This is a genomic window from Pseudomonas sp. zfem002, assembly GCF_032621685.1.
Classification (GTDB): domain Bacteria; phylum Pseudomonadota; class Gammaproteobacteria; order Pseudomonadales; family Pseudomonadaceae; genus Aquipseudomonas; species Aquipseudomonas japonica.
Map to the genome: position 1 here is coordinate 108863 of NZ_JAVYJH010000021.1, position 13824 is coordinate 122686.

Annotated in this window: 7 protein-coding genes and 1 pseudogene; 3 read left to right on the forward strand and 5 right to left on the reverse strand. The window is 63.8% G+C overall.

The window, feature by feature from the left end:
* The first annotated feature begins 23 nt into the window (after positions 1 to 23).
* The 3 genes from RTI28_RS22080 to RTI28_RS22090 are packed head-to-tail and all read left to right on the forward strand — an operon-like array spanning position 24 to position 3272.
* A complete protein-coding gene (locus RTI28_RS22080; RefSeq protein ID WP_316922410.1) occupies positions 24 to 1319 on the forward strand; it encodes an NADH:flavin oxidoreductase in 1296 nt (431 codons plus the stop codon).
* A 26-nt stretch (positions 1320 to 1345) separates the two neighbouring features.
* On the forward strand, positions 1346 to 1933 hold the full coding sequence (locus RTI28_RS22085) for an isochorismatase family protein (protein ID WP_316922411.1): 588 nt from the start codon (positions 1346 to 1348) through the stop codon (positions 1931 to 1933).
* A 22-nt stretch (positions 1934 to 1955) separates the two neighbouring features.
* Positions 1956 to 3272 (forward strand): acetyl-CoA hydrolase/transferase family protein, encoded by a 1317-nt coding sequence (locus RTI28_RS22090; RefSeq protein ID WP_316922412.1) that lies wholly within the window; start codon positions 1956 to 1958, stop codon positions 3270 to 3272.
* Here RTI28_RS22090 and RTI28_RS22095 read toward each other — a convergent pair.
* The 5 genes and pseudogenes from RTI28_RS22095 to RTI28_RS22115 all read right to left on the reverse strand — a co-directional run bounded on the left by RTI28_RS22095 (position 3260) and on the right by RTI28_RS22115 (position 13675).
* Positions 3260 to 6536, reverse strand: a pseudogene (locus RTI28_RS22095) (ImcF-related family protein). The gene RTI28_RS22090 and the pseudogene RTI28_RS22095 overlap by 13 nt on opposite strands.
* Before the next feature lie 19 nt (positions 6537 to 6555).
* Positions 6556 to 7749, reverse strand: a complete 1194-nt coding sequence (locus RTI28_RS22100) for a hypothetical protein (RefSeq protein WP_316922413.1) — start codon at positions 7747 to 7749, stop codon at positions 6556 to 6558.
* Between the two features lie 60 nt (positions 7750 to 7809).
* Positions 7810 to 9000, reverse strand: a complete 1191-nt coding sequence (locus RTI28_RS22105; protein WP_316922414.1) for a sel1 repeat family protein — start codon at positions 8998 to 9000, stop codon at positions 7810 to 7812.
* Positions 9001 to 9086: 86 nt separating this feature from the next.
* Positions 9087 to 10868, reverse strand: coding sequence for a phospholipase D-like domain-containing protein (locus RTI28_RS22110; protein ID WP_316922415.1), 1782 nt, complete (start codon positions 10866 to 10868; stop codon positions 9087 to 9089).
* Complete coding sequence (locus RTI28_RS22115) at positions 10868 to 13675, reverse strand: type VI secretion system tip protein VgrG (protein WP_316922416.1); 2808 nt, start codon at positions 13673 to 13675, stop codon at positions 10868 to 10870. Before RTI28_RS22115 ends, RTI28_RS22110 begins: the two co-directional genes overlap by 1 nt.
* Between the last annotated feature and the right edge of the window lie 149 nt (positions 13676 to 13824).

Sequence of the window (13824 nt, forward strand, 5' to 3'; positions counted from 1 at the left end):
CCTCCGCTTCAGGAGCCCTGGCAATGAACCCCATTGCATCCCCCAGCCGTGCCCTGTTCACCCCTGTCAGCATCAACCGTCTCACCCTGAGCAACCGCCTGGTCCTGGCGCCCATGGCGGTACTCTGCGCCGAAGCCGACGGCGCCCCCAGCGCACAGACCATCGCCTTCCTCGAAGCCCGGGCGCGAGGCGGTGTCGGCCTGATCATCGCCTCCGGCTGCGCCTCGCAGCGCTGCGCCGACGAATACGCCAGCCCGATGCTGCGCTTCGATATCGAGGCCCATGTCCCGCGCCTGAAGCAGGTCGCCGCGGCCGTGCACGCCCATGGCGTGCCGATCTTCGCCCAGCTCACGGCCGCGTTCGGCCGCATGGGCTCGCCGAAAAGTCCGCAGCCGCTGATCTCGGCCAGCGCCAGGCACGTCGCCATCCCCGAACACGCCCTGCCCAAGGGCCTGAAGGTTCCGGGCGGGCTGAACCTGCCCGAACCGCGGGAAGCGAGCGTCGAGCAGATCCAGGCGCTCGGCCAGGCCTGCATCGACGCGGCCCTGCGTGCCCGCCGCGCCGGCTGGGATGGCGTGGAAATCCCAGCCCACGGCAGCTACTTCCTCGCCTCGTTCCTTTCGCCCTGGAGCAACTGGCGCACCGATGCCTATGGCGGCAGCCCGGAGAACCGCGCGCGGGCCGTGGTCGAGATCGTCCGCGGCATCCGGGCGCAGGCCGGCCCGGACTTTCCCATCGGCCTGCGCATCAGTTGCGACGAGCCGGTCGAGGGTGGCCAGAGCCCGGCCGAATTCGTCCGTATCGCCCGCCTGATCGTCGAGGCCGGGGCCGATTACGTGGCCCTGCTCGATGGCTGTTCCGAGCAACTGGAGCGGATCTTCTCGGCCCGCGATGGCGGCATGCTCGACAGCGGCGCCGCGCGCCTGTTCAAGCAGGCCCTGCCGGTACCGGTGCTGCTCCAGGGCCTGCACGATCCCGACAACGCCGCCCGGGCCATCGCCGAAGGCCATGGCGACCTGGTACTGCTCGGCCGCCCGCTGCTGGCCGATCCGGACTGGCCGAACAAGGTCCGCCAGGGCCAGGCCAGCGCGATCGTGGTGTGCAACCGCGACAACCACTGCCTGCACCGCACCCTGCTCAACCTGCCGGCGCAGTGCCCGCTGAACCCCGAATTCGGCAACGAAAGCCGGCAACGCCAGCGCACCTCGCCGCTGCGGCGCCTGGTCACCCGGGCCCGCGAGGGCCTGACCCTCGGACTCAGCGGCTGCGGGCCCTTCATGCGCCTGGTCAGCCGCCTGATGCTGCGTAGAAAACCCTGACCCCTGTTCATCCAAGGAGTGTTCCCATGAGTTTGAAACTGCATGCCGACGACGCCATCCTGGTGCTTGGCGATCTGCAGGACGGCATCACCGACCTGCCCCTCACCGTATCCGAACATAGTCTGCGCCGCAGCGCCGCGGCGCTGGCGCAACTGGGCGAAATCTTCGACCTGCCGACCATCGCCCTGTGCATTCCCAAGGGCGAGGACAACGAGCCGACGATCATTGCCGAGGTCCGCGAGGCCCGCAGCCAGTTCCAGCGGATCCGCCGCACCCGCCCCGACTCCTTCGAGAGCCCGGCCTTTCGCGAAGCGCTGCAGGCCACCGGGCGCAAGTCGCTGATCGTCTGTGGCGTGGCCACCGAGATCGTCGTGCAATGGCTGGCCCTGTCGGGCATCGCCCACGGCTACCAGGTGTACCTGGTGGTGGATGTCTGCGGCGGCCTCAGCCCACGCACCGAAGCCGCCTCGCTGCGCCGCCTGGAAGCCGCCGGGGTGGTGATGACCTCGGTGGTGTCGCTGGCCGGCGAGCTGTCCGGCGACTTCACCACCTCGCCCGGCCGCGAAGCGATCGGTGTGGTCTACCAACTGATCGCCGCCGGCTATGGTCGCTGATCGCGCAAGGCAGACCGCACCCATGCATGACGACGCTACCCTGGCTGCGCAACTGCGCAGCCTGATTCGTCCCGGCGACACCCTGTGGTGGGGCCAGGCCACGGCCGAGCCGCTGACCCTGACCCGAGCGCTGGTGCGTCACCGCCACGCCCTGGCCCGGGGCGGACGCCTGGGCATCTTCGCCAGCTACGGCAGCTCCGACACCTTGCGTGCCGAGCATGCCGACGTGTTCGACTTCGCCGGCTGCATCGCCGGCGGCAGCCATCGCCAACTGGCCGCCGCCGGGGTGTTCGACATCTACCCCGGGCACTACTCGCAGCTGCCCGAGCTGCTGCGCCAGGGCAGCCTGGCCGCGGACGTGGTGCTGGTCCAGGTGTCCCCCGCCGACGAACGCGGCCGCCACAGCCTCGGGCTGATCCAGGAATACCTGCCCGCGGCGCTGCAGCGCGCGCGGGTGGTGATCGGCGAGATCAACCCGGACATTCCCTGGACCTATGGCGAGCGCTACCTGGAGGCGGCGGATTTCGACCTGCTGATCGACGCCGCCCACGCGCCGCTGGATGCCGAGTCTGCCGAACCGAGCGCGGTCGAACAGGCCATCGCGCAGCGCATCGCCGCGCATATCGACGACGGCGCGACCTTGCAGGTCGGTATCGGCAAGCTTCCCGAGGCGGTGCTGGCGCTACTGCATGACCGTCGCGACCTCGGCCTGCACAGCGGCGCGGCCGGCGACGGCATCGTCGCCCTGGCCGAGGCCGGCGTGTTGAACAATGCCCGCAAGGGCCGCGATGCCGGAGTGAGCGTGACCGGCATCCTGATGGGCAGCGAGCGCTTGCGGCGCTGGGCCCATCGCAACCCGGCCCTGGTCCTGCGCGGTACCGGGTACACCCACGATCCGGCGGTACTGGCCAGCCTGGAGCGGCTGGTGGCGATCAATGGCGCGATCGAGGTGGACGTCACCGGCCAGGTCAACGCCGAAGTCGCCGGCGGTCGCTATGTCGGTGGTGTGGGCGGCTCGGTGGACTTTCTCCGCGGTGCCGCGCGCAGCCGCGGCGGCCTGCCGATCGTCGCCCTGCCGGCAACGGCCAGGGGTGCGACGCGCATCGTCGTGAACCTGAATGGCCCGGTGAGCACGCCGCGTTGCGACGCCGGCCTGATCGTCACCGAGCATGGCGTCGCCGACCTGCGTGGGCAGCCCCTGTCGCGCCGGGTGGAACGGATGATCGCCATCGCCGCGCCGGAGCATCGGGCCGGGCTGGAGCGTGAGGCGGAGGCAGCGTTGCGCCGATGCGGCATGGGCGGCGTGCGTCCGGCAGGCACGCCACCTCACCCCGCCTGACCGAGCGCTGTGGATGCCCGGGCGCCTTTCTCATCGAGGAAGATCCGCTTCGGCAGTTTGAAACTGCGCAACTCCAGCAACGCCAGCGGCCCCGCGCCCAACTCGGTGCGCAGGTGCCAGGTCAGGTAGCGGCCGTCTGGCGCCAGCAGTTCCAGGCGATAGCGGCTCGCGCCGTCGTCCAGCGCCCTGGTAGTCGCCATAAAGTCGCGTACCGGCATTCACGCTGGTCCAGGTCACCCGCGTTCCCGGATGCTCGCCCGCTCCCGGCCAGATAAAGCGCTGCCAGCGTTCGCGCTGGTTGAAGTAGTGATGCTTCTCGCCGTCCAGGGTGAAGATCGTTTCCGCAATATCCCGCACCGGCTTGCCGCGCAGTTCGAAACTCAGGCCCAGGCCGCCGTCGGTGTAGAGCACATCGGCCAGGTGGCTGAGCCGGTTCACCGCCTCGATGAATTTCGGATCGAAACGCAGACCCTGGCTGTGCTGCGGGTCGGCGACCCAGCGGCTGCCTTCCTTGCGCAATACGCCGCTCAACTGGCTGTGCAGGAACTGGTCGATGCGCCCCGAGTCGGCGCGGATCATCTGCCCGAGCATCGGCAGCGAGGCATCGCTGTCGGTGGCGGCAAAGGGGTAGCGACCATCGAAGGCACGCTGCCATTCATCCACCACCGCGCGCTGCCACTGGCTGTTGAGGCTTTGCGCCGAAGGTTGCAGGACCCGTTGCCAGGCCTGGTCCAGCGGTTGCACGAACAGCGTCTCGCCCACCGTGCCCCACTCCGCGCCAAGGCTGGCGGCGAGCAGGCTGCCGTAGGCGCGGGTGTCGCTTAGGTCCACGCTCTTGCCCTGGAACACGGTCTGCGCCAGGGCCTGGGTCATTTCCCGCGGGTCGGCGGCGTTGCTGACCTGTTGCAGCTTCAGGCGGACTCTTGTCACCCGTGTGAGAAAGGCCTGCAGACTCAGGCGTTCGCCCTGGGCCTCGTCCTTGCCCAGCAGGTTGAGCAGCGGGCCGAAGGTGTCGTCCAGCGGGCTTTCCAGGTGCTGGGCGGCGCGTTCCACCAGCTGGGTCTTTTCCTTGCCCAGCAGATTCTGCGCGGACTGCAGCAGCGAATCGGCCAGGGCCTGCTCGCGGGTGCCGGCGCGGCCTTGCCAGGCCAGGGTGTCCATCAGGGCCAGCAGCGGCGACAGGCGCACATCGCTCATCAGGGTCAGCTGGTCGATCACTTCGGCAAGGCTTCCCGCACGCTGCCAGCGCAGGCTGTTGAGGAAGGTCAGCCAGGCGCTGCTGTAGTCCTGGAAGTAGCGGGCGGTCAGGCGTTTCCTCAGTTGATCGGGGCTGAGTTCGGCGGCGAGTTCCTGGTGGTTGTCGCTGAGGACCCAGTCGATCTCTTCGCGGCGGGCCTCGGCGATCTTGTCGATGGCCTCGCGCACATGGCCTTCCCAGGCCTGGCGGGTGAACACGCCGGCCACGCTGTTCTGGCTGCTGAACAGGGTGTTGTCGGACTCGCCGAGCATCTGTGCCAGGGGCAGGTCCGGGTAATGGGTGGCGGCGCTGTCGAGTACCTGCTGGTAGAGGCTGGCCTCGGCGTTGCGCTGGCCGAGCTGGCCGATCAGGACCTGGCGGGCCTGCAGCAGCAGGCGCGGTTCCAGGGCTACAGCGGGGTGCGCTTCGAGGTGTTCGGCGTAGAACTGCCACAGGCCCGGTGCGAGGGTGTGCCAGGCGCCTGGGGAAAATCCGGCGCGTTCCGGTTCCAACTCGCCCATCACCCGGACCAGGAAGGCGGGGTCGGCTTTTTCCGGGCGGGCCAGCATCAGCCAGGCCTTGAGCTGGTCGTAGGAAGCGGCGGCGCGGGTGGCGCGTTCGGGGCTGTCCGGGGGCAGGCGAACCAGGGCGTCCAGGCGGCTTTGCAGCAGGGCCACGGCCGGGTCGCGCAATAGGCGGGCATTGATCTCGACATAGCGCGGCCACAGGGTGTCGAGCAGGGCCTGGTTCTGGTTCAGGCCGAAACGCTGATACCAGGGGGTGCCGTGTTGTGTGCGGTGGTCGAGACGGGCCAGTTCGCGGACCAGTTCGTGCAGGGCCAGCAATTGCGCGTCGCCCTGCTCTGCCTGGTCGAGGGTGGCCAGGGTGGTCTGCATCTCGGCGATCTGCGCGCGGTTGCTGGTGAAGGACAGGGCCATGCCGGCGCCCCAGACCAGGGCCAGGAGCAGCAGGCCGACGGGCACGATGCGCGGCGCCTGCCAGCCCAGGCGGCGGGGGTGGGTGCGGTCTGTGATCACGCCTTGCCAGGCGTTGTCGGCGAGCCACAGGTGGCCCAGTTTTGCTTCGCTGCGCGGCGCGAACGGCTGGCTGAACCACAGCCCGCGCAGGGTCACGCCACGGATCGCCTCGTTCAGCCAGGGGCCGAGCACATGCGGCCAGCGCTGGATGCCCTCGCGGCGCAGCTCGGCGGACAGGCGCAGGCAGAAGTCATGGCGCATGTCCTTGTTCTGTTTCATCTGCGCCAGCCCGGTGACCCGCAGCGGCGCCAGCAGTTCGGACAGTTCGTGCTGCAAGGTCCCTGCCCCGGCCTTCGCCGGCAGGGTGCAGCCGACCGGGTACGACTCGCGCCCGGCCTGCGACCATTTGCTTTCGCAGACCTGCCAGACGTACAGCGGCAGATGCCAGTGCAGGTCGCGGGCCAGGGCGCGCAGGTTCTGCTGGGCCAGGCCCATGGCGTTGTCGTCGAGGCTCTGCTCGCGGGTCAGGGCCCAGACCAGGCCATCGAGGCCGCTCCAACGGCTAAGGCGGCGCCAGAGGGCGAGGTCCGCCGGATCGGGGTCATGGCGCAGGCTGCCGGCCCAGAGCAACACGGTGCGTTCGCCAACCAGCCAGCGTTGCTCGGTGAGGCCGGGGGCGATGGCTTCGATTTCGGCGGGTTCGCCGGCGAGGAGCAGGAGGCGGGTCTTGCGGCGCCAGAAGGGGCCGTAGTGGTCGCGCAATTGCTGAGCCAGCGTTGCCGATCGGATCCTGTCCGGCCGATAGACCGGGCCGGCCTGCTTCTTGCGCAGCGGGGCAAAGAAGTCGAGCGCCGCCACCTTGCGCATGCCCAGCCAGCCCAGCCACTGCAGGAACAGCAACGCCATGCATAGCCCCAGCAGCGCCGAAGTCGCCGCGAATCGCTCCACCTCGGAACCGAGCCGGACAATATCGTTATCCGTCCAGATCAACAGCGTGCCGACCAGAAACAGGACGGCCACCAGAATCCAGACCGCAAGATTCTTATTCATCGATATTCCTTGAACACAGTCATGGCGCTGGCCGGACGACGCACCATTGCGGCGTTGCATCCTGCAGCATGAGCAGTTGTGGTTGCTGGTCCGCCGCGGCCTGCTCGCTGCCGAGGATCAGCGCGATATTGCCCACCGCGCAGCCCGGAGCACCGAGGGTGTCGTCCAGACGCAGAGAGGCCTGACGATCCAGCGGGTGCCCCTGATTGCCCAAGGCCATGGACAGTTCACGCAGTCGGTCCGTCGGAACCTGAGCCTGCCAGGCGAACAAGGGGCAGTCTTCACTGACGCTGCCCCACAACAGAACGTCGCCTACGGAGTGGGGATCGCAGCTCATCGCCAGCGGCCGATGGATCCAGGCGGCCGGCTGGAGGTCTTTGTCCCGGCAGTATTCGGAGCGGGCCAACAGCACCACCGAGACCGACTCGGCCTGCTCGGCGACCGGTTTCGTGAACAGATTGAATTCAACCGACAGCAGCAACGGGAACGCCTTGGGCTGATCCAGCCAGTCATCCAGCCAGAGCACGCCGTCATCCTGCGCCGCGACGCTCACCGTTTCGGTCTTGAGCATCTGGCGTTGCGCGCATGACGCCCAGATCGCGAGGACCTTATCGTCAGTCAGTACCTGGTTGTGGCGAATCCGGACGCGAACCGGCTGCCCGGGGAACAGGCGGTTGAGATCGACATCCGGACTTGCCAGCAGACGATCGAGAAAGCCCTGCAACCGCTGCGAACAGTCCTCTGCAACCTTCGGGTCCTCATCCACCAGCGGGCTCCAGCGCAGCGTCGTGCTGCTGACGGGCAGGAAGATCGTCTGCAGGGGCTTGTCACCGCCACGCAGCTTCGCGGCGAACTTTTCGCTACCGACGGGCGTGCAGTAGGACGTCGCCAGCAAGGCAATCGCCTGACGGCCCTGCGCTGTCAGCTCCGCTTCAACGTCCGCCCGTGCGGCGTTCCAGCTGTCGACGTAGGTTTCGCGGTTCTCATGGGCGAACAGGCGCAGCCCGAACAGGATGACCGCGCCGGACAGCGGAAACAGCAGGACGCAACTCCAGAACCACGGCGAACGCGGCTGCAGTTCTCCGGGCCAGAACAGCAGGACCACGGCGGCGCCTGCAGCGGTAAACAGGAGGATCAGCAACAGCCAGCGCAATGTGCCTGGAGGTGGGGGCGGATTGAGTTTTTCCGGCAGTTCATGCAGGTCGACGGGCATGGCGCGACCTCCTTGAAGCCGTCGCTGACGAGGCCTTGCCAGGCATGTATTGGAAGCGCCTCATCCCAACAGTCCCCACTTCACGAAGATCGGTCCTGTCATGAGTTTTTTTGGCAACGGCCAGGTTCGGTACAGGTAGTAGTTGCCCTCCGGATGGGGCATCAGATCACCTTCGTTGAAGTGCTGAACAACCTCTTCGTTGCGCACCCAGCTTTCCGACCACATGACTTTCCAATAGCCCTCCTGCGGACAGGGCTGGCCGCTTTCACAGGTGTCCGCCGGGAAGTACTCGGCACGGAAAACCGGAGAGCCGGGTTTGGGTCTTCCGGTTTTCGGGTCGAGGCCTTTTTCCTTGGCCAGTTTTTCGATCAACCATTCATCCGGCTTGGGTGGGGGGATATTGGCGAGGCGTTCTTCCAGCCATTGGAGTTTGCCGTCCCATGGGGGGAGTTTGGCGGGAGGGAGTGGGACGATTTCGTCGATTTCCGGGACTTTTGGGCTGGCGTAGGAATAGTTGGCGAGAATGCGCCAGATTTTTTTGTAGCGGTCCGCGCGTTCCGTGTCTTCTTTCTGGTTCAAGAAGTTAAATTCATCAGATTGATCAGGGTTGCGAAAAGCTTTTTCCAGGCGACTTGCTGCACTTGAGTTACCTGCCTTTACTCCCATCTGGAGTATCTGCACGGCTTCCTCATAAGAACGTTGATATTTCAAATCTATCGCCAAATAAACCGCAGCCTTTCCTTCTCCTTGCTCTGCTGCACAGCGGTACATTCGAGAAGCCGTTTCTGGGGCGATTTCAATTGGCGACAACTTGTCACCCATATATAACTGAGCTTGCGCATTTCCTTCCTCCGCAGCTTTGTAGAAGTAACGAAAAGCCATATCCTTGTCTAGCTCCAGTCCCGCAGAGCCCTGCTGAAGAAAAATAGCAACAAAATAATATCCCGTCGCAACACCACTATCGATCAGGCCTTGGCTGAGACGCAAATGCTCATCCCCCAATAGCCTGAAGTGCTTCCGCATACTGCCATTCTGCAGATTTATATTGGCTTTAGCGTGACCATTCTCTGCGGCAACCCTATAAAGTCGCTCTATCTCACGATTAACCAATTCATCTTTCTTCAGCAGATTATTCTTCTGCAGCCATCGAGCATACTTAAAAAGACTGTCCGTTTCCTCACTGACTTCAGGAAAGACTTCGTGCCTGCATGAAAACGCAAGCCTTTCATCTACAGGTTTCAACGGTGGCATGCTAGGTTTCCTCTCTGAGAACACAAAATTTCCGTCACGATCACAAGCCGAAACAAACAGACAGAGCAAAATAAAAATCAACCGCATCAGTCCTGGTCCTTAATGTCCGAATCACCAAAATAGAATTCAATGAGCGGCGCCGATGGTCCGAGCTTATTTTTTTGCCGTCTTTTGTTTTCATCGATTATTTTTTGCCACTCCTCGAACGCTTCAGCCGGGTTGTCCTGCGCGCCCCTTCCTGCCGTGTGCAACGTCCACAACCGCCGTCTCAAATCCCGCGTAACACTCATCCACTCATGCGCAACATTCATCTCGGTATCCACCTGCATGCTGCGGGTATTGATATTGGCCGAACCGAGCGTGGTGAAAACATCGTTGACGATCATCAACTTGGAATGGATATAGACCGGTACCCAGTCCTGCCAGTCCGTGGTGTCGGGCGCGACCAGTGAACAGATATGCACTTTGAGCCCGGGAATGGCTTCGGGACGTAGCGTGTCCTTTTCGATTTCTTCAATCTGCTGATCGAGCTTGATCTTGCCGACACGGTCACGCGGGTCCGAGGGAGGTGGAGCATCGCTGATCGCTTTCTTGATTCGTCGCAACTTGGTCACTGCGGGCATGGTATCGGCACGACCGAGGCCTTCGACCATGCGCTGGGTATTGAGGATGCCCGGGCCGATTCCGGCGGTATCGGCATTGGTGAGCACGAACAGATGCAGGTCACCATGCTTGCCCGGGTCACGTCCTCCAGCGGTCTGTCTGGCGGCGATTTCCTTGATCTTCTCGGCCAGCGGTGGCCAGCGGAAGTACTGGTTCTCCAGGTAGATGAACTGTGTAGCGTTGTTGACCGCCTGCATGTACATACGCTCGATATCGCGAACGCCGGCCTGAGCCTGCGTCCTCAACAGTTGGGCCAGCTGTGGTGTTCCATTGCCACATTTGAGCGCTCTTGCCAGCTCCTGTGACGATCTCAGACCCAATAACTCCTCACCGGTCTCCATGAACCAGGAGTGGGCGAAGTTGTGGTGAAGGTGCTCGAGGATCGGCCCTGTCAATCGACTGGAAATATCCTGACGAGGTGTCTCGCCCCGGGGTCCCCGATCAGGGGCGGGCTTGCTTTGCGCTGTCCGGTTACGGGCCGAATGCCGATCGGTATCCCAGTACTCGTCGAGCATGTTGTGCCCCATGACAAAACCGACAGCGACTTCAGGTTCCTCGTAATCGACCAGCACCGTCTTCTGATGGTGGGTCACCGTAGCGGCCATCACGCTCTTGGTTTCCAGGCTAAGTTCCTGGTCCAGCGCGTTCTGATCGACATCCCTGAAGATCCTGTTGCGCTCCGCCGCTGTGAAGCCACGACTGACGAACAGAGGAATGCCGTTGTCAGCCTTGGCTAATGCCTTCTGATCATGAATCGAGCAATCTGCGAACCATTGGCGATCGTAGGCATATTGCTCTTCGGTCGAACTCTGCAATGCCCGATTCTGAATGCGCAGATTGCCTTTGCCGGGCAGGTTTGCCTCGCCACCTACACCCGCACTGTTGAACGGAAATTCCCAGCCCAGAATCCGTACCCGCACTCCTTCCCTGGCTTTGTGCCGAAGCAGTTCGCCGATGCAGGGGGACTTGCCGTCACGGATGAAGTACATCGACGGCTGAAAGCCCCAACAACTGATATCGATCGTTTTCCGGGCCTTGGCGATGGCCTCGTGCACGGCTCTGAACGCCTCCTCGCCATTGACCAAAGGTTGAAACGTGGCCTTGACCGGATGGTATTCAGTGTCCTGCACGAACCACGGCGAAGTGCATCTGGCCTTGTTGGTGTGCTTGAGACAGATCGGGACCACAATGGCGTCCTGCGTCATCAGCTTTCTCCTTGTGTGTTGTCTGACCCGTTCAGCAGCTCGGCATAAAGCCCCCGTAGCTCTGTATGAGCCATGGGTGCAATAACGCCGTTTCCGGTTTTGAAGCTGTGGTTCTGCAAACCGTCGTTTGCGAGATAAGCCTGTTGCGGATTGCTGTACTCGCCAGGTACCGGCAACTGGTAGCTGATGCCGTTGTTCATTTGCAGTCGGTAAGAATGGGTAACCACCTCATGGTCGATCTGGATCTGCCCACGTTCATCCAGTACCCCTTCACCGAGCAGCGTCGCTCCGGCAAACAGCTGATAAGGCATGCCCGCCCAACCAAAGTCCGGAGCGTTCGGAACCTGATCGATGGTGAACCGCAACGGCTGCCTGAACTGGCTCAACGGATACTCAGGATGCGCCGCACTCATGCTCGCCGCACCCGTGAATTCCACCCGTGGGGCCTTGACGTTGTAGTCCCCCTCGGTCCCGGCTTCGATGCGGCAAGGGTCAAGAACGAGATAGCTGCCACCGGCATTGAGGGTGATCTTCTTCTTGGCAACGATCTTGATCTCATCCTCGGTACTGGTGATCTCCAGCCCCTGCCGCGCCATGATCCCCAGGGTGTCGTTCTGCGCCTGGATCTGCACCGGGCCCTGGTTGGCGATCAGCTTGATGCCCAGCCTGCGCACGAACAGGCTCACCCCCTGCCCCACGCAGATGAACAGGCGCTTGATCACGCTGAGGTCCGCCTCGCCGCCGGCGTTGAGCATCAGGTTGTCCTGCGCCGCCAGTTGCAGGTGCTTGCCGCTGGTCACCGCCACGCCCTGCGGGGCGCTGAGCAGGAGGACCGAAGATTTCAACTGCTCCAGGTCCTGCCGGAGCAGGTTCAACTGCGCCTGCACATCCGCCGGCTCGGCCTGGCAGGTCTGGGCGTCGGTGGAGAGTTGCTGGAGCTGGTCGCCTGCCTGTTGCAACCGGTCGACCGCAGCAGCCATGTCCAGCACCTGCCCCTGCGCCCCAGGTTGGGCATCGGCGCTGATGAACAAGCCCTTGCCTGCCCGCAATGCGCCCCAGTGATCGGTGCGCAGCTCGAAACCTTCACCCCGCTTTCTGCGCTGGCTGTCCACCAGATGCCCCAGGTTCAACTGGCTCTTGCCACCGAACTCGGTGCTGAGCTTGACGTGCTCCTGCCCGCGTTCATCCTCCATGCGCAGTTTGTTGTTCGCCGGAGTGCGCAGCACGTTGCGCCGGTTGTTGCGGTTGGCCACGTGATCGGGATGCTGGCTGTCGTGCAGGGCATGGGCGATGTAGGGCCGGTCCGGATCCCCCTGCTCGAACGCCACTGCCACTTCCGTGCCCTGCACCAGCGGCAGGTGCAGGCCATAGGTCGCGCCGGCGTAGGGTCGGGCCAAACGCAGCCAGACGCTTTCCTTGCCGGCATCCCATTCGTCGCGGTCGAACAGAAACCTGACCCGATAGCGCCCCTCGTCATCGATATGGCTGTAGAGATCATCGTCGTTCTGGCTGGTGATACGCGCCGGCAGCGTGCCGCTGATGCTCGGCTTGGGCTTGAGCTGCGGTCGGAAGCAGATGTATTCGTCGTAGGGAATTCCGCTGAACTCGACCGTGTGCAGCTTGTTACGCGCGCCCTTGACATCGATGGTGTGGACCAGCACCCGGTTGGCGAAGTCCTGCGGCGCATTCCCGGTTACCCGCAGGACCTGCCCCGGCATCAGGGTCGGACTGCAGGTGGTGCCACTCAACAGGACGCGCTGGTTGAGGCTGCGCTCCTGGCTCAGCCGCGCGAAGAAATGCCCGGACTCCGTTTCCGCGCCATAGCCATGCATCGTCTGGGTGCCCATTTCGGTGTAGGGCATGGCGTACTCGTAGGTTTCGCCATAACGGATCTCGGGAAGCGAAAAACCCGGCGGCCGGCTGACCTCGCCCTGCAGCCGCAGATTGGCCTGACGCGGATCGTAAGTGCGGAAGAACACTTCCTTCTCCACCACCTGGTGCTGCGTGCGCAATTGCCACACCGCGTCGGCATCGCTGCTGGACAGCCCGCTGGGGGTCAGGCAAGGCAGCTCGACACCGAAATCCAGGTGGCACTGCCAGTCATGAAAGCGCACCTGGTCGACCTTCAGTTCCGAGACGAAGACGATGCGGTACCAGATGCCGACCTCGGCCAGCAGCCGTTCGATGAACGCCAGGTCGCTCTCGCCGTACTGCATCACCTGCCGGCGCCGCGGGTACTCGCGCTTGAGGTCGAACCGGAAGGCGCTGTTCACGAAGAAGCCATGGTCCTCGAGGATCTGCCGGACGATCTGCGGCACTGACTGGTGCTGGAAGATGCGGTAGCGCTTGCCCCGGGCCAGGCGCACGAGACGCGGCTCCAGGGTGATTTCGTAGTGACCTTCGTCCACCGAGCCACCGATGCGCTGGAAGCCGGTGATCAGGCCGAACAGCTCGCGCAGCGGCTCGTGGATCTCGTTCTTGATCCGCCAGGCGAATACCTTCGGCGGCTTGCCATAGATGGCGAAACGCGCGGTGCGGTTGAGGATGCTGGGCATGTCCAGGTCCAGCGGCGAGTTCTTGCGCTCGTTGCGCGCGAGGAACTGCTCCTGGGTCATGCTGACCACGCCGTTGAACACCTCCCGCGGCTCGCCGCAGGTGAAGCGGATGGTGTAGCGGAACGGCTTGCTCAGGTACTCCTGGCCCTCGAAGGCGTAGACATCGAGGAACTTGTCGTCCAGGTCGCGGACGCGCAGGTCGTAGGGATTGCGGTGCTTGGGCGGTGGGTAACGGCTGACGATTTTTCCCATGGGCAGTCCTGCTGAAAGCTTCCGAAGAAATATCCAGCAATGAACTTCAGCCCTTGAAACCGCGATTTTTTACTGAAAACACCATCGCCTGGGAAGTCGGCGCCAACACCGAAACAAATTGAACAATTTGAGCGCAAACTTATATGAAA